This window comes from Tatumella sp. JGM130, assembly GCF_018257525.1.
Classification (GTDB): Bacteria; Pseudomonadota; Gammaproteobacteria; order Enterobacterales; family Enterobacteriaceae; genus Tatumella; species Tatumella punctata.
This window is the reverse complement of the sequence record NZ_JAERJS010000001.1, coordinates 191,350-213,998: the sequence shown is the minus strand read 5'-3', so window position 1 is coordinate 213,998 and position 22,649 is coordinate 191,350. Positions and strand designations below refer to the sequence as shown.

Sequence of the window (22,649 nt, the reverse complement as noted above, 5' to 3'; positions counted from 1 at the left end):
CAACGCACAGAAATGGAAGCCACAAAAGTACCTCAAAAACACCATCATACACTAATCAATAAGTTGGTAGCATTACCGATTTATTTTGTTATTTAAATATCATTAAACTGTAAATAATACATATCCTGATTCACTATCATGTACTACGCTTACTTTAATGCATGTTATAAATGCATGGGTTAACTGACATGAAGTCTGGTTTTCAATAATCTTGTATTTTTCATCGTTCTGTCTCTGCCTGTAATCACGGATATCTATTGATATCGTTACAGGGTCATTTACATATCAAAAAGTTTATCGACAAATAACGACTTAGATCAATAAATCATGGCTTATATCTATTTTATCTGCTGGATATAAATAAGGATTTTAGATTAAATTGTCTTACGTCAATTTGGGTTTTTTCTGTTGTTTTTCCTGTTATTAAAAAGTTGATAAAGATCACTGGTGTGAGTCCTGACAGTACAGTGATAGTCAGAGGAATGACAGGTATCAGACCCTGATTAGCGGATACAAACGTTTGATTATCAATAATCGGTCAATTTTCTGTCAACACAACGAAGTACAATTTACCGGTACCGTTAACGGCTTATTCTCTGAAGTCCGGAAGCAACCCAATGTTATCTGAAGAGAATTTTTATTAAAAAGAGCAAGGAGTCAGGATGTTAGATATCGTCGAACTGTCTCGTCTACAGTTTGCCTTGACTGCAATGTACCACTTTCTGTTTGTGCCACTGACGCTCGGTATGGCGTTTCTGCTGGCAATTATGGAAACCGTATATGTGCTGAGCGGTAAACAAATTTATAAAGATATGACTAAGTTCTGGGGGAAATTATTTGGTATTAACTTTGCCCTCGGGGTCGCTACCGGCCTGACAATGGAGTTTCAGTTCGGGACTAACTGGTCATACTATTCCCACTATGTCGGAGATATTTTCGGAGCGCCGCTGGCCATCGAAGGTCTGATGGCATTTTTCCTTGAGTCCACCTTTGTCGGTCTGTTCTTTTTCGGCTGGGATCGTCTGGGCAAGGTTCAGCATCTTTCTGTCACCTGGCTGGTTGCCCTGGGTTCCAATATGTCCGCCTTATGGATCCTGGTGGCCAATGGCTGGATGCAAAATCCGGTAGCCTCTGAATTTAACTATGAAACCATGCGTATGGAGATGGTCAGTTTCTCCGAATTAGTCCTTAATCCGGTAGCGCAGGTTAAATTTGTTCATACGGTTGCCGCAGGTTATACCACCGGGGCGATGTTTATTCTGGGTATCAGCGCGTACTACTTACTGAAAGGCCGGGATACTGCATTTGCCAAACGCTCGTTTGCTATCGCTGCCAGTTTTGGTATGGCTGCCGTGTTGTCCGTTATTCTGCTTGGCGATGAATCAGGCTACGAGATGGGGGATGTACAGAAAACCAAGCTGGCTGCGATAGAAGCTGAATGGGAAACTCAGCCGGCACCCGCTTCATTCACTCTGTTTGCTATTCCGGACCAGAAGACTGAAAAAAATAACTACTCGATTCAAATCCCTTATCTGCTCGGATTAATTGCCACGCGCTCTCTTGATACCCCGGTTCTCGGGTTAAAAGACTTACTGGCGCAGCATGAAATTCGTATTCGTAACGGGATGAAAGCCTATGGATTGCTGAATGAGTTGCGCAACGGCAACCAGGATCCGGCGGTACGTACCGCATTCGACCAAACCAAAAAAGATCTGGGTTATGGATTGCTGCTGAAACGTTACACACCGGATGTGACCAATGCGACAGAAGCTCAGATTGCGAAGGCGACCAAAGACTCTATCCCTGAAGTAGCACCGCTCTATTTTGCCTTCCGCATCATGGTGCTTTGCGGAGTGCTGCTGCTGGCGATTATTGCGCTTTCTTTCTGGAGTGTGCTGCGTAACCGGATTGGCAAATGCCGCTGGTTACTCAAAGCTGCATTACTCGGTATTCCGTTACCCTGGATCGCGGTTGAGTCAGGCTGGTTTGTGGCCGAATATGGTCGTCAGCCATGGGCTATCGGTGAGGTATTACCGACTGCTGTGGCAAACTCTTCCCTGACAGCAGGCGACCTGCTGTTTTCCATGGGCCTGATTTGTGGTTTATACACGTTGTTCCTGATTGCAGAGATGTACCTGATGTTCAAATTTGCTCGTCTCGGACCCAGCAGTCTGAAAACAGGTCGCTATCATCATGAACAATTGCCAGCAACCACTCAGTCGGCACGATAATTCAGGAGAGCACACATGTTTGATTATGAAGTATTGCGCTTTGTCTGGTGGCTGCTGATCGGGGTTCTGTTTATCGGGTTTGCAGTGACCGATGGTTTCGATATGGGGGTAGGGATGCTCTGCCGGATTATCGGAAAAACAGATACTGAACGCCGGATAATGATTAACAGTATTGCCCCCCATTGGGACGGTAACCAGGTCTGGCTGATTACTGCCGGTGGTGCGCTGTTTGCCGCCTGGCCGACCGTTTATGCGGCCGCCTTTTCCGGATTTTATATTGCGATGATTCTGGTGCTGGCCTCATTGTTCTTCCGGCCGATCGGTTTTGATTACCGTTCAAAACTGGCTGACAGCCGCTGGAGAGGAATGTGGGACTGGGGGATTTTCATCGGCAGCTTTGTTCCGCCGCTGGTAATAGGTGTGGCATTTGGTAACCTGCTGCAGGGTGTTCCTTTCCACATGGATGAGTATCTGCGCCTGTTTTATACGGGTAATTTCTTTATGCTGCTGAATCCGTTTGCCCTGTTAGCCGGCATTGTCAGTCTGACGATGATCCTGACGCAGGGAGCGGCCTATCTGCAGATGCGTACTGCCGGTGAATTGTATCTGCGCAGCCGCAGTATGACGCAGGTTACAGCACTGGTGATGCTGGTATGCTTTGTTGTGGCGGGCATCTGGATTGCTTATGGTATTGATGGCTATGTAGTGAAAAGTGTAATCGATCGTCATGCCGCCTCGGATCCTCTTGGTAAAGATGTTATCCGTGAAAGTGGTGCATGGCTGGTAAACTTTAAACAGTCGCCGGTGTTATGGTTGTTCCCGGTGCTGGGGGCAGTACTGCCGTTGCTGACAATACTCACTACCCGTCTCAACAAAGGCGCCTGGGCATTTGTATTCTCTTCCCTGACCATTGCCTGCGTTATTATGACTGCCGGTATTGCTATGTTCCCGTTCATCATGCCATCGGACACTAACCCTGGTATGAGCCTGACCATGTGGGATGCGACCTCCAGCAAGCTGACTCTGACCACTATGACGTTTGCGGCGATTATCTTTGTGCCTTTGATCCTGGCATATACCGCCTGGTGTTATTACAAAATGTACGGACGGATCACTAAAGATGATATCGACCGTAATACCCATTCACTGTATTAAAAGAGAGGTCAACCATGTGGTATTTTGCCTGGATTCTTGGCACGCTGTTGGCTTGTTCCTTCGGGATCATGACTGCACTGGCATTAGAGAATGGCAGTAAAGATAATCAGGATGAACAGGCCTGATGCAGCGGATGGTCAGCAGGATTTATGACCTGACCGGTAAGGCCCCTTTACGGGGCCTTTCACTGATCGCCGGTTTGCTGGTTGCAGGTTGTGTTCTCTGGGATCCCACCCGTTTTTCACTGTCCTCAAAAACGCTGAGTCTGTGGTGGGGGATATTACTCATCTGGGCGGTGTGTAGCAGTGTGATACACGGCAGTGGTTTTCGTCTCCGTACAATGCTCTGGCAGATAGTGTTTAATCCTCTTTTTGCCTGGATTATTTTATTGTCTGCGATCATTTGCTTCTACAGCGCCTGAATCCGTATTTCCCTCCTTTTTTCTGACGATCAATCCTAATAAATCATTTTCTCCCGCAGGTTGTCCTGCGAGAGGAGATGAAATTATTACCGTATATGCAAATTTTTCTGCTGTGACTGTACGCAGAGAGTAAAAAATCTTAAGAGTTTGTCATATTTATCCCCCTCAGAGGCGAGGGGTGTTTCCGCGGAAATAATTATTTTCACAGGTCAGTATTGTCCCATTCCAAAGCCGATTTCAGTTGCGTATAGTATGCTGGTTTAACTTAATACCGGGATACAGGGTGAGTAACTTACTGTTTCGTTGGCCGGTCAGGGTCTATTACGAAGACACTGATGCCGGAGGTGTGGTGTACCACGCCAGCTACATTGCTTTTTATGAACGGGCACGAACCGAAATGTTGCGTCAGTGCGGCTTTACGCAGCAAACGCTGTTAGAGCAGCAGACCGCTTTTGTGGTACGGCGTATGACGGTCGATTACATTGCGGCAGCCCGGCTTGATGACTTACTGCACATTGAGAGTGAAGTCAGCGATATGGGGCGGGCAACCATGACTTTTCGTCAACGCATGCTAAATTCAGAGGGCAGGCTGATTAATGAAGCTGAAGTTCTTATTGCCTGTATCAACACTCATCGTATGAAGCCGATTGCGCTTCCTAAGTCCATTGTCGCGGAGTTCAAGCAGTGACTGATATGAACATCCTTGATTTGTTCCTGAAGGCAAGCCTTCTGGTCAAATTCATTATGTTGATTTTGATTGGTTTTTCCATCGTATCCTGGGCCATCATTATTCAGCGTACCCGTATTTTAAATGCGGCAAACCGTGAAGCCGAAGCCTTCGAAGATAAGTTCTGGTCAGGTGTCGACTTATCCCGTTTATACCAGGAAAGTCAGGGGCGCCGTGAGGAACTGAATGGTTCAGAGCAGATTTTCTACGCAGGATTTAAAGAGTTTGCCCGGCTGCACCGTGCCAATGTACATGCGCCGGAAGCTGTTGTTGAAGGTGCCAGCCGTGCGATGCGTATTTCGATGAACCGTGAACTGGAAAATCTTGAAAACCATATTCCTTTCCTCGGTACGGTGGGATCTATCAGCCCGTATATCGGTCTGTTTGGTACCGTGTGGGGGATTATGCACGCCTTTATCGCTCTGGGTGCAGTGAAGCAGGCGACTTTACAAATGGTTGCGCCCGGCATTGCGGAAGCACTGATTGCGACAGCAATTGGTTTATTTGCGGCAATACCTGCGGTTATGGCTTATAACCGTCTGAACCAGCGGGTGAATAAGCTGGAACAGGGTTACGATAACTTCACCGAAGAGTTTACCGCAATCCTGCATCGCCAGGCATTTACCAGCGAAAGCCCTAAGTAAGCAGAGGTTGACTCATGGCCAGAACGCGTGGTCGCGCTCGTCGTGACCTGAAGTCAGAGATAAATATTGTACCGCTGCTGGATGTATTGCTGGTGTTGTTACTGATTTTTATGGCAACAGCACCGATTATTACCCAGAGTGTCAATGTGGATCTGCCGGATGCTACCGATTCTAAAACAGTGTCTGCTGATGATAACCCACCGGTGATTTTAGAAGTCTCAGGTGTCGGACAATATACTATTGTTGAAGATCATCAACGGTTAGAACAACTGCCGCCGGAACAGATTATCAGTGAGGCGCAGCACCGTCTGGAAGCGAATCCGAAAAGTATATTTTTGATCGGCGGGGCAAAAGATGTGCCTTACGATGAAATAATTAAAGCACTGAATTTACTTCATCAGGCAGGTGTTAAGTCTGTCGGTCTGATGACCAAACCGATTTAATTATCATCTGTTTTTGGGAACCAATAGTGTCGAAGGCAACCGAACAAAACGATAAGTTAAAGCGCTCAATGATGATATCCGTCGCCTTGCATGTTCTGGTGGTCGGGGTGCTTATCCTTAGCTCGTTTGACGAAAATATTGAACCCAGCGGTGGTGGCGGGGGAAGCGACATTGATGCGGTCATGGTAGATCCTGGCGCTGTCGTTGAACAATACAACCGCGATAATGCCCAGCAGTCTCAGCAGCAGGCTGCCGCAAAACAGGCACAGCAACAGTCTGATAAGCAAGCCGATGCTGATGCAGAAGCCAAAGCACAGGCAGATCAGCAGGCGAAAGCCGCTGCAGCAGAAGCCAAAGCACAGGCAGATCAGCAGGCGAAAGCCGCTGCGGCAGAAGCCAAAGCACAGGCAGAACAGCAGGCGAAAGCCGCTGCGGCAGAAGCCAAAGCACAGGCAGATCAGCAGGCGAAAGCTGCTGCGGCAGAAGCTAAAGCACAGGCAGATCAGCAGGCGAAAGCTGCTGCGGCAGAAGCCAAAGCGAAGGCAGTAGCGGAAGCGAAGCAGAAAGCTGAGGCAGAAGCGAAAGCGAAGGCAGCAGCGGAAGCGAAGCAGAAGGCTGAGGCAGAAGCGAAAGCGAAGGCAGTAGCGGAAGCGAAGCAGAAGGCTGAGGCAGAAGCGAAAGCGAAGGCAGTAGCGGAAGCGAAGCAGAAGGCTGAAGCAGAAGCGAAAGCGAAGGCAGCAGCGGAAGCGAAACAGAAAGCAGAAGCGAAAGCGAAGGCAGCGGCAGAAGCGAAAGCCAAAGCCGCCGCGGCAGCCAGACAAAGCAGTGAAGTTGATAATTTACTGGGGGGGCTGGCGTCAGGGAAAAATGCGCCCAAAGCAGGAAAAAATGCAGGGACCTCTGCAGCTGGTCAGGGAACACAGAAGAAATCCGGAGCATCAGGTGCGGCGATTGAAAGTTATATCGGTCAGGTACAGGGTGCTATTCAGAGCAAGTTCTATGACTCTGATAACTATACAGGGCAAACCTGTAATGTCCGGATAAAACTGATGCCAGACGGGACGCTGATTTCTGCGGTGTCGGCGGGAGGCGATACGGCGTTATGCCAGGCGGCGATTACGGCGGCTAAACTGGCACGTATTCCGAAACCACCAAGTCAGGATGTCTGGCAGGCGGTAAAAGATGCAACACTGGTATTTAAGCCTTAACTGTGTCGCGGAATAAAAGAACGACTATGCTGTCAAAGATAGTCGTTCTTTTATCAGACAATTTATCGGAATTTATACGAATTATCATGAACACTGAGTTCAGATAAGGGAGAAAAGATGAAGCATGCATTTCGTATAACCTTGGGTCTTTTTTTATTGTTATGGACCGTAGTCTCACAGGCTGAAGTACGCATCGAAATCACCCAGGGGGTCAATACGGCTCGTCCGATAGGCGTAGTTCCTTTTCAGTGGGTGGGAACAGGTGCAGCGCCAGAGGACATCGGTGGTATCGTGGCAGCTGATTTACGCAACAGTGGAAAGTTCAATCCATTAGATCGTAGTCGCCTGCCTCAGCAACCGACAACTGCACAAGAGGTTCAGCCTGCAGCATGGTCTGCGTTGGGGATTGATGCTGTTGTGGTCGGTCAGGTTCAGGGGAATGCAGATGGCAGCTATCAGGTATCGTATCAGCTGGTGGATACCGCCGGGGCTCCGGGCACCGTACTTTCTCAGAACTCGTACAAAGTGACCAAACAATGGTTGCGTTATGCGGCCCATACTGCCAGTGACGAAGTATTTCAGAAACTGACAGGTATCAAAGGAGCATTCCGTACCCGTATCGCTTATATCGTTCAGACCAATGGTGGCCAGTATCCATGGGAACTGCGTGTTGCCGATTATGATGGCTACAACCAGTTTGTCGTGCATCGTTCACCGCAACCATTAATGTCCCCGGCATGGTCACCGGATGGCAGTAAACTGGCCTATGTTACGTTTGAAACCGGCCGTTCTGCACTGGTGGTCCAGACCCTGGCGAACAGTGCGATACGTACTATCGCTGATTTCCCACGACACAATGGTGCACCGGCCTTTTCTCCGGATGGGACCAAACTGGCATTTGCTTTATCCAAGACCGGCAGCCTGAATCTTTATCTGATGGATCTGGCGTCGGGGCAGATTCGCCAGCTGACAAATGCGCGATATAACAGTACAGAACCGACATGGTTCCCGGACAGCCAGTCTCTGGCGTATACTTCGGATCAGGCGGGACGTCCGCAAATTTATAAAATCGGTATTAATGGTGGTACACCACAACGTATTACCTGGCAAGGCAACCAGAACCAGGATGCGGATGTGGCCCCGAATGGGAAATTTATGGTGATGATCAGTACCGCAAACGGTGCTCAGCACGTCACTAAACAGGATCTGGAAACGGGAGCCGTTCAAACATTAACGGACACGTACCTGGATGAGACGCCAAGTCTTGCACCTAACGGCACAATGGTTATCTATAGCTCTACTCAGGGTTACGGGTCCGTCTTGCAGTTGGTTTCGACCGACGGGCGTTTCAAAGCGCGTCTTCCGGCGACTGACGGACAGGTGTCATCACCTGCCTGGTCTCCGTATCTGTGATGCATGTGTAAATATGTATGGCAAACTATAATAGGATTTTGAAATGCAACTGAATAAACTGCTGAAAGGGTTAATGCTTGCTCTGCCTGTTCTGGCTGTAGCAGCTTGTAGCTCACATAAAAATGATAATGATAGCGGTGCAACTACCGGTGCAGACAGTGCATACGGTAATGGCGCTAATAGCGGCAATATGTCTTCTGATGAGCAGGCACGTCTGCAAATGCAGCAGCTGCAGCAGAACAATATTGTTTACTTCGGTCTGGATAAGTATGACATCCTGCCTGACTACGCTCAGATGCTGGATCAGCATGCTAACTTCCTGCGCAGCAACCCTTCATACAAAGTGACTATCGAAGGTCATGCGGATGAACGTGGTACACCGGAATACAATATTGCACTGGGTGAACGTCGTGCTAATGCAGTGAAAATGTATCTGCAAGGTAAAGGCGTCGCCGAAGATCAAATGTCTATCGTATCTTACGGTAAAGAAAAACCTGCAGTACTGGGTCATGACGAAGCCGCCTGGGCTAAAAACCGTCGTGCCGTACTGGTTTACTAAGAGAAGAATATGATTAGTAACTTCAGACTTCATACCCTGAGTCTGTCGTTACTGATTGCTGTAGCGGCCGTTCCGGCCGCTCATGCTCAGGCGTCAATCAGTAGCGTTGGCTCTGGCTCGGTAGATGACCGGGTCACCACCCTTGAACGTATTTCGAATGCACAGGCACAGTTACTGCAACAACTGCAACAGCAACTCAGTGACACCCAGAATGATATTGACTCATTGCGTGGTCAGATTCAGCAAAACACCTATCAGCTTAGCCAGGTTACTGAGCAGCAAAAGCAGCTTTATCAGCAAATTGATGCGCTGAGTAGTAATAATTCTGCGTCTGCAACGGCTGCCGCGGCAACCAATGGGGCTGCCAGTACCGCTAACACACCGGCGACAGAAGCCGCGTCAGGTACCCAGTCAGGTGATGCAAACAGCGAGTATAATGCAGCTGTTGATTTGATCCTGAAGCAGAAAAAGTTTGATCAGGCGATCACTGCAATGCAGGCGTGGGTGAAAAAATATCCGGATTCTACTTATCAGCCTAATGCAAATTACTGGCTGGGCCAGCTTTACTACAATAAAGGTCAGCTTGATGATTCTGCCTATTATTTTGCGACCGTAGTAAAAAATTATCCTAAATCACCAAAAGCACCTGAGGCATTATTTAAAGTGGGTGTGGTTATGCAGGATAAAAAAGATACTGATAAAGCCAGGGCTGTTTTCCAGCAAGTGGTAAAACTTTATCCCGCAACAGCATCTGCCAAAGCTGCACAAAAAAAGCTGGCGGAAGGCTAATTACCGATGATTTGACCAGAAATCGTTTTATTTCTGGTCTTACAGGCTGAAAGGTAAGCAGTCAGTTAGTTTTTTTTAAATAAGAGTTGCGCTACCCAGTTAAATCAGTAATATATGCCGCCGTTGCCGGGTGATAAACAAATTGCATTCGGCAATGGTAAAAGAGGGGTCGTTAGCTCAGTTGGTAGAGCAGTTGACTTTTAATCAATTGGTCGCAGGTTCGAATCCTGCACGACCCACCATTCATTAAGAATGCTATCGCAAAAAATTCCCGTCAGGGTCGTTAGCTCAGTTGGTAGAGCAGTTGACTTTTAATCAATTGGTCGCAGGTTCGAATCCTGCACGACCCACCAGTTTCCAGAGAAAAGCATCCGTAAGGGTGCTTTTTTCGTTTCAGCTCTCTGATTATCCCGCCGCGGATGAAAGCCTGCCGCAGGGTCAGGTTATCCTCTGAGCCCTTTGCCTGGCCGCCCGCTGTACTTACTGGCGGTTTTCGGCGATCAATAAAAAATACCCCTATGTCCGAAAAACGGCAATAAGTTTGCTGTTCCGTGGCATAATCAATGCACCCTCTGTATCTCCGGAAATGATAAGCATGTACTTCTATAAATTATTACCGACGCAGGTCGGGGAGCTGACATTAATCGCCGGTGAGCAGGGACTGGCTGCGGTTGCCTGGGAAAATGAGCCCCCGGCGCGTATCAGGGCCAGACCGGAGCTGTTATCTGAGGAACATCCGGTGCTGTTACAGGCGGCAGAACAGTTAACGGAATATTTTGCCGGTGACAGGAAATGCTTTGATTTACCTTTACAGCCAGAAGGGACCTTGTTCCAGCGGCAGGTCTGGCAGGCACTGGCAGAAATTCCCTACGGTGAAACCCGCAGTTATCGGGATATCGCTGCCCGTATCGGCAGGCCAAAAGCCGTTCGGGCGGTAGGCGGGGCGAATGGCAGAAATCCGTTATCAATCATTATCCCCTGCCACCGGGTGATTGGTGCTGATGGCAGCCTGACCGGTTTTGCCGGCGGAACAACGGTAAAACAACAATTACTGCAACTGGAAGCCAGCGGTTTACGGTAATTGTCCTGAAAATCCGGCGCTACGGGGCTGCTTCCCCGGCCGCCGGTAACCGATTAATGGTGGTGTGAATGCCGCTGGTGACGATTACCAGCCGCCGCAGGGTTGTCATGGGGATGTTCTTCGTGGCTGAGCCTGCATTCAGTCTGCGGGCACAGCTGGTATTCAAGCTGTACTGTGGCATGGGATATGGAATAATGCTCATTCAGCCAGAGATGAATACGTTGCAGTAACTGATCCTGCTGATAGTCAGAAATTATCTGCACATGCAGGGTCAGCACTTTCTTTTCACCAACCTGCCAGCAATGGATATGGTGCACATTGCGTACTCCGGCAATCTGTAAGGTAAGCTGACGGGCCAGTTTATCCGTATCAACGTCTGCGGGAGTACGTTCCAGCAATTCACGTACACTTTCGCGTAACAGCCTGCAGGCACTGTTCAGAACCGGTAAACACACCACTACTGACAGAATCGGGTCAAAAGGTGTCCAGCCGGTCCGGATGATCAGCAAGGCAGCAATAATCGCCCCCGCGGATCCCAGCAAATCTCCCAGCACATGCAGTGCCGCAGCCCGCACATTCATATTCTGCTCGCCGTTCCCCTGCCGCAGCAAAAAGAAGCACAGAATATTCGCCAGTAGCCCGGCGATAGCGATCCCCAGCATCAGGCCGCCAGCTACCGGTTGCGGCGAAAAGACGCGGGCTATTGCCTCAGCGACGATAAAAACAATAATCAGCAGTAAAGCCAGTGCATTGACGAACGCGGATAACGTGGTGAGCCGCAGCATTCCGAAACTGTAGTTACGGTCGGTTTGACGGCCTGAAAAATGTGTTGCCAGTAATGCCAGAAGTAATGCAGCGGCATCTGTCAGCATATGGCCGGCATCTGCAAGCAGCGCCAGCGAACCCGACATCCAGCCGCCGATAACTTCAGCCAGCATAAAAATAACCGTCACAATAAAAGCTGCCAGTAAACGTGAGCGATTGACACTGGCAGTGTTGTGGTTGTGCGAGTGAGTCATAAAGTGATGTTAATCCTGAAAGGCTGTTCCGGTAATACTGAACAGCATTGTATAAAAAACTGTTAAATCGTGCCTGTTCAGTATGGCATAAGCTCGGAACAGGGGAGAATATATTGTATATATTTCAGCAGGTAAAAATTCACAGCTGCCACCGGATATTCACAGCAGCCACACTTATTTCTCTCTGCCGCACGGATAAAGCCGATTTACTCCGATGGCGCGGCAGGCTAGAGTAAAGGCCATGATTTCGACTCACTTCTAATGGAACCACTATGAACTATCAGAACGACGACGTAAGGATCAGGGATATCAAAGAACTGTTACCTCCGGTGGCACTGTTGGAGGCGTTCCCGGCCAGCGAGGAAGCGGCTGCAACAGTATTTCGTTGCCGTGAGGCGATCCAAAAAATTTTACAGGGACAGGACGATCGTCTGTTAGTAGTGATTGGTCCATGCTCTATCCATGATCCACAGGCCGCGCTGGACTATGCCGGGCGACTGCTTAAGCTTCGTCAGCAACTGGGCGATGATCTGGAAATTGTGATGCGGGTTTATTTCGAAAAGCCCCGCACCACCGTCGGCTGGAAAGGTCTGATTAATGATCCCGGTATGGATGGCAGTTTCCGGATCAATGACGGGCTGAAAATTGCCCGGCAACTATTACGGGATATTAACCACAGCGGGCTGCCGGCAGCCGGAGAGTTCCTGGATATGATCACCCCCCAGTATCTGGCTGACTTGATGAGTTGGGGCGCTATCGGGGCCCGTACCACCGAATCTCAGGTGCACCGTGAGCTGGCTTCAGGCCTTTCCTGTCCGGTAGGTTTTAAAAATGGCACTGATGGCACCATTAAAGTGGCAATTGATGCGATTAATGCCGCAGCAGCAGGACACTGTTTCCTGTCGGTGACTAAATATGGCCATTCCGCGATTGTCGAAACCCGCGGGAATCAGGATTGTCATATCATTCTGCGCGGCGGAAAAGTCCCTAACTACAGTGCTGAAGATGTTGAATCCGTTCGTCAGGGACTGACCGGTGCCGGGCTTAAGCCACAGATTATGATTGATTTCAGCCATGCCAATAGCCTTAAACAATTCCGCCGTCAGCTTGACGTGGCTGCGGATGTTGCCGGGCAGATTGCTGGCGGGGACCGGGACATTATCGGAGCGATGATAGAAAGTAATCTGGAAGAGGGTAATCAGAACCCGGAAGCAGGACAGCCACTGGTTTATGGTAAAAGTGTCACCGATGCCTGCATCGGCTGGGAAGCAACGGAACAGGTATTACATCAGCTGGCCACAGCGGTACGTGCCAGACGAGCGCTGTGATGCACGGATAAAAAAACGGCCGGTGAAAGTCTTCACCGGCCGCGGATTACAGGCAGATATCCCCGTAACGGATTATTTGGCTTTACCCTGGTTAGCTACCGCAGCAGCTTTAGCCGCGACTTCATCAGCATTTCCCAGATAGTAACGTTTCAGTGGTTTAAAGTTTTCATCAAACTCGTAAACCAGTGGCACGCCGGTAGGGATATTCAGTTCGAGAATTTCATCTTCGGACAGGTCATCCAGGTATTTGATCAGTGCACGCAAGGAATTACCGTGTGCAGCGATAATAACTTTTTCACCGGTCTTAATACGTGGCAGGATAGACTGCTGCCAGAACGGGATAACACGCTCAATAGTCAGGGCCAGACTTTCGGTGGTTGGTAATTGCTCTGCAGTTAATGATGCATAACGAGGGTCATGACCGGGGAAACGCTCATCACTGCGATCCAGTTCCGGCGGAGTGACCGCAAAACCACGACGCCATTGTTTAACCTGTTCGTCACCGTATTTTTCAGCCGTTTCTGCTTTGTTCAGGCCCTGCAGAGCACCGTAATGACGTTCATTCAGACGCCAGGACTTCTCAACAGGCAGCCATGCCTGGTCCAGTTCATCCAGCACGCTCCACAGGGTATGGATGGCACGTTTCAGTACCGACGTGTAGGCAAAGTCAAAATTAAAGCCTTCATCTTTCAGTAACTTTCCTGCGGCTTTTGCTTCTCCGCGGCCTTTCTCGGACAAGTCAACATCGTACCAGCCGGTAAAGCGGTTTTCCTGATTCCACTGGCTTTCGCCGTGACGTACCAGAACAAGCTTGGTTACTGCCATCGCTTAACTCCTTAATGCTCGAAAAGTTCTATGATAATGGAAACTATGCCAATGCCGGAGTCTTCATCCGGGCAGGATACAGGTTAACATAGCTGAAAACTGCAGCCTGCGTAAGTCCGGCGAAGACTCTCTGCAGGATATTTCAACGCAAATCAGACAGCATTAAACCGGTAACAGGTTTGTGTGTGCATTTTTTCACCTGCTGCCAGCCAGCAATCTGGCTGAGGCCATTCCGGATGATTGGGTGAGTCCGGCAGAAAACCGGTTTCTAAAGCAATCCCCTGATAATTTTCATAGACTCCCTGTCGCGCCGGAGTACCGGCTAAAAAATTCCCTGTATAAAGTTGTAACGCCGGTGCATCGGTAAACACGGACATCCGGAGTTTGCCATCGGCTGACCATAAACGGGCGGCTGGCTGAGAGTTACCGCTCAGGGTGTTCAGCAAAAATGCATGATCATAACCGGACGTTTTTTTCTGGTCAGCATCGGTCAGAAAATCATCGGCAACTGATTTTGCCTGGCGGAAATCAAATCCGCTACCGGCGACTGGCTGTAAATCTCCGTCAGGAATACCCTCAGCAGTTACCGGTAAATAACGATCAGCGTTTATTTGTAACCGATGCTGACGTGCATCACCTTGATTCGCATCAAGGTTAAAATAAGCATGATTAGTTAATGCTACCGGACAGGGCTGATCCGTTTCAGCCTGGTAACTGATGACCAGACTATTATCCTCTTTAAGCTGATAGCGGACTTCCGCCGTCAGGTTACCGGGAAAACCCTGATCCCCATCCGGGGAATTCAGGCGATAGATAACTTCATCGGGTGTCTGGCTGACGATCAGCCAGCGGCGGCAGCTAAAGCCCTGCGGCCCGCCATGCAGTTGATGCGGGGGCTGGTTAGCCTGCAGCTGACATCCGCTGCGTGTCAGCAACGCCTGACTAATCCGGTTAGCATAACGGCCGATACAGGCACCGAGATAGGCAGACTGGTTCAGATAGTCGGCCGGGGTGGCACACCCCAGCACCGCTTCCCGCACTGAGCCATCTTCCAGCGGTACTCTGGCGGAGAGCCAGGTCGCTCCCCAGTCCATAAAAGTGACATCCATACCGTTGGCATTACGTAACACGGTCATCCGCCAGGGCTGACCATCCGGTGCTATTGACTGGTTGCTGTGTGACATATTCCTGCCCCCTGTGATGCATGGCAAACATAAAAGGTTTCTTTAATACCCGTCTGCGGCTGGTATTGTTCAGAAACGGCCTGACGGACATCTTCAACCAATCCTACAGGGATAAGTGCCACAATGCAGCCACCAAATCCGCCCCCGGTCATGCGGACGCCTCCCCGCTCACCAATGACTGATTTCACAATATCTACCAGCAGATCAATCTGCGGTACCGTAATGTCAAAGTCATCGCGCATGGAAGCATGGGATTCAGCCATCAGATGTCCGATAGCCACTAAATCGCCACGACTCAGGGCATCGGCAGCATCAGTCGTTCGCTGATTCTCGGTCAGAATATGGCGGACGCGTCTGGCCACCAGCGGATCAATATCAGTGACCATCGCACTGAACTCTGACAGTGAGACATCCCGCAAAGAGGGCTTATTAAACAGCCGGGCGCCAGTATCACACTGCTCTCTGCGGGTATTGTATTCACTGCCGACCAGTGAACGTTTAAAATTGGAGTTAATAATCACCACCGCGGCATTGTGTGGCATCGGCACTGGCCGGGTTTCCAGTGACCGGCAATCCAGCAGCAGCGCATGGTCTTTTTCACCCAGTGCTGAGATCATCTGATCCATAATACCGCAGTTACAACCGACAAACTGGTTCTCTGCCTGCTGGCCGATCAGTGCCAGCGTAGCCGGGTCAAGGTCCAGCTGCCAAAGTTGCTGGATCATCGTCCCGACAGCGACCTCCAGAGAAGCAGAAGAACTCAGACCGGCACCCTGCGGCACATTACCGCTAATCACTAAATCCATGCCGCCAAAAGCAGGATTACGCTGATGTAAGTGTTTAACGACACCACGAACATAGTTGGCCCACAACGGGGATCGGACACTGAGTACCGGCTCATCCAGGGAAAACTGGTCACTGGCATTGTCATAGTCAGCGGCAATTACCCTGATCAGATTATCATCGCGTTTCGCACAACTGATGACCGTCTGGTAATCAATCGCACAAGGTAAAACAAAGCCCTGGTTATAATCAGTATGTTCGCCGATAAGGTTGACCCGTCCCGGGGCCTGAAAACTATGGGTGGCGGGATAACCGAAAAGGTCATTAAACAGGGTCCGGTTCTGTTGCTGTAGTAGCATGTCAGCGCGCCTCATTGAAGTGGATATCACTTACGGCGCGCATTTTCTCTGCGGCCTGTTCGGGGGTTAAATCACGTTGTGTTTCTGCCAGCATTTCATAGCCCACCATAAATTTACGCACAGTAGCCGAACGTAATAATGGCGGGTAAAAATGCGCATGCAGCTGCCAGTGCAGATTCGATTCCCCGTTAAAAGGTGCACCGTGCCAGCCCATTGAGTAGGGGAAAGAACAATGGAACAGGTTGTCATAACGGCTGGTCAGTTTCTTCAGTATCACCGCCAGATCCTGACTTTGTTCACTGTTCAGTTCGCTGAGGCGTAACACCGGGGATTTAGGCAACAGCAGGGTTTCAAACGGCCAGGCCGCCCACCAGGGGATGACCGCAATCCAGTGGCTGGTCTCGGCAACGGTCCGCTGACCGTCGGCCATTTCTCTGTTGGCATAATCAAGCAGCATCGGGGTTCCGTGCTGCTGATAATACTGCCGCTGATTTTTGTCTTCACGCAGGGCCTCATTAGGTAAAAAATTGTTAGCCCAGATTTGTCCGTGGGGATGAGGATTAGAACAGCCCATAGCTGCCCCTTTGTTTTCGAAGACCTGAACCCAGGGATATTCTTTACCCAGGACTTCAGTTTGTTCCTGCCAGACAGTCACAATCTGCAGCAAGGCACTGACGGATAACTCCGGCAGGGTTTTACTGTGATCCGGAGAAAAACAGATCACCCGGCTGGTACCGCGGGCCGCTTCATAACGCATTAACGGGTCGTCGTTTTCGGGTGCCGGCGGTGTATAGGTCATCAGCGCGGCAAAGTCGTTGGTAAATACCCAGCAACCGGTGTAATCGGGGTTTTTATCCCCGGTAATGCGCAGGTTACCGGCACAAAGAAAACAGTCCGGATCATGCGCGGGCAGTGCAGGTAATGCCGGGGTTTCCTGCGCACCCTGCCAGGGACGTTTGGCGCGGTGCGGAGAGACTAAAACCCATTGGTCAGTGAGCGGATTATAACGTCGATGCGGATGATCGACCGGATTAAATACGGACATAATATTATCCTGAGTATCATGAGTCAGGTAAGGCGAAATGCCCTGACGTTAACATAGAGAAACTATCAATATTGTGATCAGTGTGGATGAATGGAAACGTTTACACAATAGGGAAATAGCGGAAAGCAGCAGATTTATATGTGGCGATTCAGCCAGCCAGTAGCCCTGTAAAACAGGGCAGAGAGGAGCTGTCCCGCCCTGTGTGGTATAAGATCAGTGCGGAGGAAGGGGGGATTGCTGATAAGTGTAACCCCCGGATCCATCAGGGACAAAACTCAGACGGTGGGTAATACATTCAGGTGCATCTTCGGCATGGTGGGAGACAAATAATAACTGGGTATGCCCCTCGCGGATCAGAATGGTCACAAACTGGCGGATCAGTTGCCGGTTGATGGCATCCAGCCCCTGTAACGGCTCATCCAGGATGAGTATTCGCGGGTGTTTCACCAGTGCACGGACAATCAGCACCAGCCGCTGTTGTCCCCAGGACAGGCTATGGAACGGCGCATTGGCCAGTGTATTATCCATCCCCAGTAGCGCCAGCCACTCGCTGGCCAGCTGATTCTGACGATCAGATACGGACTGATACAGGCCGACTGAATCGAAAAATCCGGATAAAATGACGGTACGCACCGTTGCGCTGACACGGTATTCAAGGTGCAGACTACTGCTGACATAACCAATATGTTGCTTAATATCCCAGATTGTTTCACCACTGCCACGGCGGATACCAAACAGGGTCAGGTCATTACTGTATCCCTGAGGATGGTCTCCGGTAATCAGACTGAGCAGAGTGGATTTTCCGGCACCATTAGGCCCGGTGATTTGCCAGTGCTGGCCCGGTTCTACTTGCCAGTTCAGCCCGTTAATAATCAGTTTATCGTCCCATGAGACTTTACCATTACGTAAAATCACCGGTGACTGATCTGCCGGACAGCGTCGCTGTGTGGCCGGATCATCTGCAGCGGGTAATTCCAGGGTGGTGATTTTCTCGCTGTGGGCCAGTTGCATGATCAGTGCCTGTTGCAGAATATCCTTGCGTGGCCCGCTATGGCTGAGTGTGCCTTCGGCCAGTACCCCGACATGATCGATAAACTCAGGAATATCTTCAAAGCGATTCAGTACCAGTACCAGTGAGGTGCCTTGCTGATGCAGCGCTTGTAACTGGCGGGTGAGGATTTGCCTGGATTCCACATCCAGGCCATCAAAAGGCTCGTCGAGTACTAATAAATCCGGCGCTGACATCAGCGTTTTGCAGAGTAATGCTTTACGTGTTTCACCGGTGGAAAGAAATTTAAACGGTCTGTCCAGCAGGTGGCGGATAGCAAACTGCTGACTCAGTTGTCGGCAACGTGCTTCATCATCCACCTCATCCATAATAATATCGCGGGTTAAGCGTCCGTTTTCACACTCATCTTCGCTGTACAGGTCCGTATTACTGCGTTGCCACTCTTTGGCGGTCAGCTGCGACAGCTGTTCCAGTGACAGACGTACAGCACGTTCAAATTGCTGACAAAACTGACCTTCAGCAACAGGCAGTTCTCCGGTGACTGCTTTAGCAAGTGACGATTTCCCGCTGCCATTCGTGCCGACAAATGCCCAGCTCTCACCGGCCTGCAGCATTAACTGTTCAATATACAGCGCCCGGTGTTTCCCCTGGCGGAACGTGCCTTGCGATATTTGCAATGATGTCATGTTTTATTCCGTTTTATGCATTGTTTTACCTTGTTGTAACTTCCGGGTAAAAACTTGTCAAACATAAGCGGAATGACAGTGATGGCCGGTGATAATTAACTGAGGCAGGCCAGCAATGCATTTTCCGGCCTGAAACTGACCTGCACCTGCTGACCGGTATAAAAATCATGGGCAGATGAGGGTAATGTAGCGCAAAGTGCTTCACCGTTATCCAGCTGCATTAAGACCTCATCACCTTCGGTACCGGAAGTAATATTACTGACTGTGGCTGAGAACCGGTTTCCTTCGGTGACCGGGCCGGTATGTATCTGTAGCCATGAGGCTTTAATCAGAACCAGTACTTCTTTATCTATCACCAGTTGCAGACGATGACTGCTGTCACGGGTAACAGATACTTCGATGCAGGTTTGCCGGTCACTGAGTAAGACACTGACAATATCAATCGGCCCTGCATGGCGGATTGCGCTAACGGTACCAAATAACTGGTTACGGGCGCTGGTCTGTAATGAAGAACGGGCAATAGCAGCCAGCAGGCTGTTCAGCGGTAAGGTTTCTTTCTGTAAATTATTAAATATCTTCTGCTGTATTTGCTCCAGCAACTGATACAACTGGAGTAATCGCAGGCCGTGGGCGGTCAGCCGGGCGCCACCGCCGCCTTTCCCCCCGGCATTACTTATTACCACCGGAACGTCAGCCAGAGCATTCATTTCATTAATGGCATCCCAGGCCGTTTTGTAGCTGATTCCGGTCAGTTTAGCCCCGTGGCTGATAGAACCCGTTTGCCGGACAGCGTCCAGTAATGTTATCCGGCGCGGGTCAGCAAACAGCGTATTACTGAGGTGGAGAGTTAAAGAAATATCAGCCTGCATAATCGTTCCTCTGTTCAGGGGGGGATCGGCAGCCGCCAGGCAGAAGCAGGTACCGGCGCATACCGGACTTCAGGTAAGAAAACGTAAAAGCACAAAAAGCAATGGGCTTTACGCAGTACTCCCCGTAAAATATCCTTTTTGTGAACAGACTGAGGTTGATATGCTCGAACTGCTCGAAAGCCTGTTGATGGCCATTATAATGGTACCTTTGGTAATGGCAATTATGCTGGGTTTGATTTACGGACTGGGAGAACTATTCAATCTTATTTCCGGGACCCGGGGTAAGGATGATCAGACATCCGGCCAGAGTACCCATCCGTAACGGCTTCTGTGACCTGCCCGGCGAGGCAGGTCATTTTTTATTCAGAGAACTTTCTGATAAATAGTCTCAGCAATCGATGGCCGGTTATTATCGCCTGTCACCCAGCCTGCACGGTCTTTAATTTGCTGATCGGCATTCCCCATCGCAACCCCCAGTCCGGCGTGTTCCAGCATACTTAAATCGTTGTAATTGTCACCGAAAGCAATGACATCCTGCATAGATAAGTTGCGGGTTGCCAGCCATTCTGCCAGCCGCTTACCTTTACTGTTCCCCTGACGTGAAATATCCACCTGATCTGCCCAGGACCACTCGCAGGTAACCTGTGCTTCATCGGCGATACGTAACGCGAAATCCCGTAACTGAGGGAGATTGTCGTGAGACAGGGCAAATTTCCACAATTTATCTGACCGTCGGGCTGCGCTGGTCAGGTCATCAACCCGGGTGAAGAGCGGACGCTGTGCTGCCGGCAGGCTTTCGCCCCAGGCGCTGGTACGGATAACATGCGGAGTAGGGTGCTGGTATAGCATCGCATCGTCAGCATATAACAGGCCTTTAATACCTTCTTCCTCCAGCCGCTGAATGACCAGTTCAGCCTGGGCGACAGACATCGGGTCATTATCCAGTACACGTTTCTGTTGATAATCATACAGATAGGTACCATTACAACAGATTGCAGGTGCAGTTAACTGCAGAGCCTGATAAAACGGATGGATCGCACTGTGGTGTCGTCCGGTGACAATCACCACTTCGGCCCCCGCCTGGCGGGCTTGTGACAGAGCATCAATCGACTCGGGTAATATCGTTTTTTCAGACGTCAGCAGGGTGCCGTCCAGATCAAGAGCAATAACACGATAACGCATAAGATCTTTTACCTGAAGGTGGAGTGGTGCCTGCAGTCTATCCTGATTCCCTGGCAGCCACCAAAAAACCCCGCATGAATAAATCATTTTTTGCGGCGGTATATTGCGATACAGTGGAGCAAATCCCGAAAAATCACCGATTCCAGGTAAGGAGAATACATGCAACAAGTTGTTTATATCGCCAGTCCCGAAAGTCAGCAAATTCATGTCTGGCAGCTCTCTGAGACCGGGGCGCTGACGTTATTACAGGTGATTGATGTTGATGGACAGGTACAGCCGATGGTCGTCAATCCGCATAAACCGGTGTTGTACGCCGGTGTGCGCCCTGATTTTCGTGTGATTGCATTTTCTATTGCTGCCGATGGCAGCTTAACCCGCGCAGGGGAAGCTGCATTGCCGGGCAGTCCGACACATTTATCGACTGACCATCAGGGGACGGCTCTGTTCAGTGGTTTCTATCATGACGGGCTGGTTACGGTCACACCGCTGGATGCTCAGGGTCTGCCGCAGCCTGTCAGTCAGGTCATTGAAGGGCTGGATGGCTGCCATTCCACCAATCTCAGCAGTGATGATCTGCTGTTTACTCCGGCACTGAAACAGGACCGGGTATGTGCTTTTCGCTGGAACAGTAACGGCACCTTAAGCGAACCGGCCTGTGGTCAGGTGGATACCCGGCCGGGTGCCGGACCACGTCATATGGTGTTTCATCCCGCCGGACAGTATGCCTATCTGGTCAATGAGCTGGACAGTACGGTGAGTGTGTTACAACTGAACACCCACGGTGCTGAGACGATTCAGACACTGGATATGATGGCCGATGATTTTACCGGTACCCGCTGGGCGGCGGATATTCATCTGACTCCGGAAGGGCGTTTCCTGTATGCCTGTGATCGTACCAGCAGCACTATCACAGTCTTCTCGGTCAGTGACAGTGGTGATCATCTGACAGTACGCGATATCTGCCCGACAGAGACACAGCCGCGCGGATTCAATATTGATAAACAGGGGAAATTCCTGATCGCTGCCGGACAGAAGTCTCACCATATCGGGGTCTATACTATCGGTGCACAGGACGGCTTATTGACAGAAACAGGACGTTATGCGGTAGGCCAGGGGCCTATGTGGGTAACAGTCCACCAGCTTAGCCCGCAGAAATAAACGGGCACCGGCAGAGACTCTGTCTGAGGGGCTCTGCCGGCAGCGGTCAGTTAAAAGTGACCGTCAGGCTGGCACTGGCCAGTGAATGGAAGTGCACATTAAAACCAACCATTGCCCCGCTGGCATGACTGTCGACCTCAATCAGATCACTATCCAGAGCATGCACGGTAAACACATAGCGATGTTTCTCACCCTGCGGAGGTGCAGCGCCGCCATAGACAGAAGAACCAAAATCGGTCCGGGTCTGTAACGCTCCGGCAGGTAATGGGGCGATGCCTGAACCTGCGCCCTGTTCTATTTCTGAATTCCCGGCGGGAATATTGACCACCACCCAGTGCCACCAGCCACTGCCGGTCGGTGCATCAGGGTCAAAGCAGGTAATCACAAAACTCCGGGTCGCTGCAGGGGCATCTTCCCAGTATAACTGGGGTGACAGATTCCCGCCCTGATAGCCCATACCATTAAACACATGGCGTTGCGGCATGGTCTGCCCGTCAGTTAAATCCTTACTGAATAAACGCATCTTATCTC

At 50.2% G+C, this 22,649-nt stretch carries 24 protein-coding genes and 2 tRNA genes; 17 read left to right on the top strand and 9 right to left on the bottom strand.

Features of this window, described 5'->3' with window-relative positions; all coding sequences use genetic code 11:
* Positions 1-662 precede the first annotated feature (662 nt).
* The 14 genes from cydA (at position 663) to JK211_RS00890 (ending at position 10,671) form a co-directional block, all read left to right on the top strand.
* Positions 663-2,231, top strand: coding sequence for a cytochrome ubiquinol oxidase subunit I (cydA, locus tag JK211_RS00955; RefSeq protein WP_212706789.1), 1,569 nt, complete (start codon positions 663-665; stop codon positions 2,229-2,231).
* Between the two features lie 15 nt (positions 2,232-2,246).
* On the top strand, positions 2,247-3,386 hold the full coding sequence (gene cydB / locus JK211_RS00950; protein ID WP_212706788.1) for a cytochrome d ubiquinol oxidase subunit II: 1,140 nt from the start codon (positions 2,247-2,249) through the stop codon (positions 3,384-3,386).
* Positions 3,387-3,400: 14 nt separating this feature from the next.
* On the top strand, positions 3,401-3,511 hold the full coding sequence (gene cydX / locus JK211_RS00945) for a cytochrome bd-I oxidase subunit CydX (protein WP_212706787.1): 111 nt from the start codon (positions 3,401-3,403) through the stop codon (positions 3,509-3,511).
* Entirely contained in the window at positions 3,511-3,807 is a 297-nt protein-coding gene (gene ybgE / locus JK211_RS00940; protein ID WP_212706786.1) for a cyd operon protein YbgE, read from the top strand. The genes cydX and ybgE overlap by 1 nt, the downstream gene beginning before the upstream one ends.
* Before the next feature lie 283 nt (positions 3,808-4,090).
* Positions 4,091-4,495, top strand: a complete 405-nt coding sequence (ybgC, locus tag JK211_RS00935) for a tol-pal system-associated acyl-CoA thioesterase (RefSeq protein WP_212706785.1) — start codon at positions 4,091-4,093, stop codon at positions 4,493-4,495.
* The gene (gene tolQ, locus JK211_RS00930; protein WP_212706784.1) at positions 4,492-5,178 is read left to right on the top strand and encodes a Tol-Pal system protein TolQ; all 687 of its coding nucleotides are present in this window, start codon (positions 4,492-4,494) and stop codon (positions 5,176-5,178) included. The genes ybgC and tolQ overlap by 4 nt, the downstream gene beginning before the upstream one ends.
* A gap of 14 nt (positions 5,179-5,192) precedes the next feature.
* A complete protein-coding gene (tolR, locus tag JK211_RS00925; RefSeq protein WP_212706783.1) occupies positions 5,193-5,621 on the top strand; it encodes a colicin uptake protein TolR in 429 nt (142 codons plus the stop codon).
* A gap of 26 nt (positions 5,622-5,647) precedes the next feature.
* A complete protein-coding gene (gene tolA / locus JK211_RS00920) occupies positions 5,648-6,829 on the top strand; it encodes a cell envelope integrity protein TolA (protein WP_212706782.1) in 1,182 nt (393 codons plus the stop codon).
* Between the two features lie 117 nt (positions 6,830-6,946).
* The gene (gene tolB / locus JK211_RS00915; RefSeq protein WP_212706781.1) at positions 6,947-8,242 is read left to right on the top strand and encodes a Tol-Pal system beta propeller repeat protein TolB; all 1,296 of its coding nucleotides are present in this window, start codon (positions 6,947-6,949) and stop codon (positions 8,240-8,242) included.
* Between the two features lie 43 nt (positions 8,243-8,285).
* Complete coding sequence (gene pal / locus JK211_RS00910) at positions 8,286-8,801, top strand: peptidoglycan-associated lipoprotein Pal (protein WP_212706780.1); 516 nt, start codon at positions 8,286-8,288, stop codon at positions 8,799-8,801.
* A gap of 9 nt (positions 8,802-8,810) precedes the next feature.
* On the top strand, positions 8,811-9,590 hold the full coding sequence (cpoB, locus tag JK211_RS00905) for a cell division protein CpoB (protein ID WP_212706779.1): 780 nt from the start codon (positions 8,811-8,813) through the stop codon (positions 9,588-9,590).
* A gap of 166 nt (positions 9,591-9,756) precedes the next feature.
* Positions 9,757-9,832: transfer RNA gene (locus JK211_RS00900), tRNA-Lys, on the top strand.
* Between the two features lie 35 nt (positions 9,833-9,867).
* Positions 9,868-9,943: transfer RNA gene (locus JK211_RS00895), tRNA-Lys, on the top strand.
* 242 nt (positions 9,944-10,185) lie between these two features.
* Positions 10,186-10,671 carry a methylated-DNA--[protein]-cysteine S-methyltransferase gene (locus tag JK211_RS00890; RefSeq protein ID WP_212706778.1) on the top strand — a complete coding sequence of 162 codons (486 nt, stop codon included), beginning with the start codon at positions 10,186-10,188 and terminating at the stop codon, positions 10,669-10,671.
* A 53-nt stretch (positions 10,672-10,724) separates the two neighbouring features.
* On the opposite strand, the gene zitB is transcribed toward JK211_RS00890, so the two are convergent.
* Positions 10,725-11,690, bottom strand: coding sequence for a CDF family zinc transporter ZitB (zitB, locus tag JK211_RS00885; RefSeq protein ID WP_212706777.1), 966 nt, complete (start codon positions 11,688-11,690; stop codon positions 10,725-10,727).
* Positions 11,691-11,962: 272 nt separating this feature from the next.
* Between zitB and aroG the strand changes: the two genes are divergently transcribed.
* The gene (gene aroG, locus JK211_RS00880; RefSeq protein WP_212706776.1) at positions 11,963-13,018 is read left to right on the top strand and encodes a 3-deoxy-7-phosphoheptulonate synthase AroG; all 1,056 of its coding nucleotides are present in this window, start codon (positions 11,963-11,965) and stop codon (positions 13,016-13,018) included.
* Between the two features lie 72 nt (positions 13,019-13,090).
* Here the strand turns inward: aroG and gpmA are convergent, their stop codons facing one another.
* From gpmA to JK211_RS00850, 6 genes are all read right to left on the bottom strand, one after another.
* Positions 13,091-13,843 carry a 2,3-diphosphoglycerate-dependent phosphoglycerate mutase gene (gene gpmA, locus JK211_RS00875; protein WP_212706775.1) on the bottom strand — a complete coding sequence of 251 codons (753 nt, stop codon included), beginning with the start codon at positions 13,841-13,843 and terminating at the stop codon, positions 13,091-13,093.
* 152 nt (positions 13,844-13,995) lie between these two features.
* Positions 13,996-15,027, bottom strand: a complete 1,032-nt coding sequence (galM, locus tag JK211_RS00870; RefSeq protein ID WP_212706774.1) for a galactose-1-epimerase — start codon at positions 15,025-15,027, stop codon at positions 13,996-13,998.
* Entirely contained in the window at positions 15,003-16,169 is a 1,167-nt protein-coding gene (gene galK, locus JK211_RS00865) for a galactokinase (RefSeq protein ID WP_212706773.1), read from the bottom strand. The genes galM and galK overlap by 25 nt, the downstream gene beginning before the upstream one ends.
* Position 16,170: 1 nt before the next feature.
* Positions 16,171-17,214, bottom strand: a complete 1,044-nt coding sequence (gene galT, locus JK211_RS00860) for a galactose-1-phosphate uridylyltransferase (protein ID WP_212706772.1) — start codon at positions 17,212-17,214, stop codon at positions 16,171-16,173.
* Between the two features lie 213 nt (positions 17,215-17,427).
* Positions 17,428-18,909, bottom strand: a complete 1,482-nt coding sequence (gene modF, locus JK211_RS00855; protein WP_212706771.1) for a molybdate ABC transporter ATP-binding protein ModF — start codon at positions 18,907-18,909, stop codon at positions 17,428-17,430.
* A 95-nt stretch (positions 18,910-19,004) separates the two neighbouring features.
* Positions 19,005-19,778, bottom strand: a complete 774-nt coding sequence (locus JK211_RS00850) for a TOBE domain-containing protein (RefSeq protein WP_212706770.1) — start codon at positions 19,776-19,778, stop codon at positions 19,005-19,007.
* Between the two features lie 160 nt (positions 19,779-19,938).
* On the opposite strand from JK211_RS00850, the gene JK211_RS00845 reads away from it, so the two are divergent.
* Positions 19,939-20,100, top strand: a complete 162-nt coding sequence (locus JK211_RS00845; RefSeq protein WP_212706769.1) for an AcrZ family multidrug efflux pump-associated protein — start codon at positions 19,939-19,941, stop codon at positions 20,098-20,100.
* A gap of 41 nt (positions 20,101-20,141) precedes the next feature.
* On the opposite strand, the gene JK211_RS00840 is transcribed toward JK211_RS00845, so the two are convergent.
* Positions 20,142-20,960, bottom strand: coding sequence for a pyridoxal phosphatase (locus JK211_RS00840; RefSeq protein WP_212706768.1), 819 nt, complete (start codon positions 20,958-20,960; stop codon positions 20,142-20,144).
* Positions 20,961-21,119: 159 nt separating this feature from the next.
* Between JK211_RS00840 and pgl the strand changes: the two genes are divergently transcribed.
* The gene (pgl, locus tag JK211_RS00835) at positions 21,120-22,118 is read left to right on the top strand and encodes a 6-phosphogluconolactonase (protein ID WP_212706767.1); all 999 of its coding nucleotides are present in this window, start codon (positions 21,120-21,122) and stop codon (positions 22,116-22,118) included.
* A gap of 46 nt (positions 22,119-22,164) precedes the next feature.
* Here the strand turns inward: pgl and JK211_RS00830 are convergent, their stop codons facing one another.
* On the bottom strand, positions 22,165-22,641 hold the full coding sequence (locus JK211_RS00830; RefSeq protein ID WP_212706766.1) for a kinase inhibitor: 477 nt from the start codon (positions 22,639-22,641) through the stop codon (positions 22,165-22,167).
* Positions 22,642-22,649 lie beyond the last annotated feature (8 nt).

Excerpts from the sequence above, each read along its gene's own strand:
- cydA (WP_212706789.1), top strand. The coding sequence starts at position 663 with ATGTTAGATATCGTCGAACTGTCTCGTCTACAGTTTGCCTTGACTGCA.
- cydB (WP_212706788.1), top strand. The coding sequence starts at position 2,247 with ATGTTTGATTATGAAGTATTGCGCTTTGTCTGGTGGCTGCTGATCGGG.
- cydX (WP_212706787.1), top strand. The coding sequence starts at position 3,401 with ATGTGGTATTTTGCCTGGATTCTTGGCACGCTGTTGGCTTGTTCCTTC.
- ybgE (WP_212706786.1), top strand. The coding sequence starts at position 3,511 with ATGCAGCGGATGGTCAGCAGGATTTATGACCTGACCGGTAAGGCCCCT.
- tolR (WP_212706783.1), top strand. The coding sequence starts at position 5,193 with ATGGCCAGAACGCGTGGTCGCGCTCGTCGTGACCTGAAGTCAGAGATA.
- tolB (WP_212706781.1), top strand. The coding sequence starts at position 6,947 with ATGAAGCATGCATTTCGTATAACCTTGGGTCTTTTTTTATTGTTATGG.
- pal (WP_212706780.1), top strand. The coding sequence starts at position 8,286 with ATGCAACTGAATAAACTGCTGAAAGGGTTAATGCTTGCTCTGCCTGTT.
- cpoB (WP_212706779.1), top strand. The coding sequence starts at position 8,811 with ATGATTAGTAACTTCAGACTTCATACCCTGAGTCTGTCGTTACTGATT.
- JK211_RS00890 (WP_212706778.1), top strand. The coding sequence starts at position 10,186 with ATGTACTTCTATAAATTATTACCGACGCAGGTCGGGGAGCTGACATTA.
- zitB (WP_212706777.1), bottom strand. The coding sequence starts at position 11,690 with ATGACTCACTCGCACAACCACAACACTGCCAGTGTCAATCGCTCACGT.
- aroG (WP_212706776.1), top strand. The coding sequence starts at position 11,963 with ATGAACTATCAGAACGACGACGTAAGGATCAGGGATATCAAAGAACTG.
- gpmA (WP_212706775.1), bottom strand. The coding sequence starts at position 13,843 with ATGGCAGTAACCAAGCTTGTTCTGGTACGTCACGGCGAAAGCCAGTGG.
- galM (WP_212706774.1), bottom strand. The coding sequence starts at position 15,027 with ATGTCACACAGCAACCAGTCAATAGCACCGGATGGTCAGCCCTGGCGG.
- galK (WP_212706773.1), bottom strand. The coding sequence starts at position 16,169 with ATGCTACTACAGCAACAGAACCGGACCCTGTTTAATGACCTTTTCGGT.
- galT (WP_212706772.1), bottom strand. The coding sequence starts at position 17,214 with ATGTCCGTATTTAATCCGGTCGATCATCCGCATCGACGTTATAATCCG.
- modF (WP_212706771.1), bottom strand. The coding sequence starts at position 18,909 with ATGACATCATTGCAAATATCGCAAGGCACGTTCCGCCAGGGGAAACAC.
- JK211_RS00850 (WP_212706770.1), bottom strand. The coding sequence starts at position 19,778 with ATGCAGGCTGATATTTCTTTAACTCTCCACCTCAGTAATACGCTGTTT.
- JK211_RS00845 (WP_212706769.1), top strand. The coding sequence starts at position 19,939 with ATGCTCGAACTGCTCGAAAGCCTGTTGATGGCCATTATAATGGTACCT.
- JK211_RS00840 (WP_212706768.1), bottom strand. The coding sequence starts at position 20,960 with ATGCGTTATCGTGTTATTGCTCTTGATCTGGACGGCACCCTGCTGACG.
- pgl (WP_212706767.1), top strand. The coding sequence starts at position 21,120 with ATGCAACAAGTTGTTTATATCGCCAGTCCCGAAAGTCAGCAAATTCAT.
- JK211_RS00830 (WP_212706766.1), bottom strand. The coding sequence starts at position 22,641 with ATGCGTTTATTCAGTAAGGATTTAACTGACGGGCAGACCATGCCGCAA.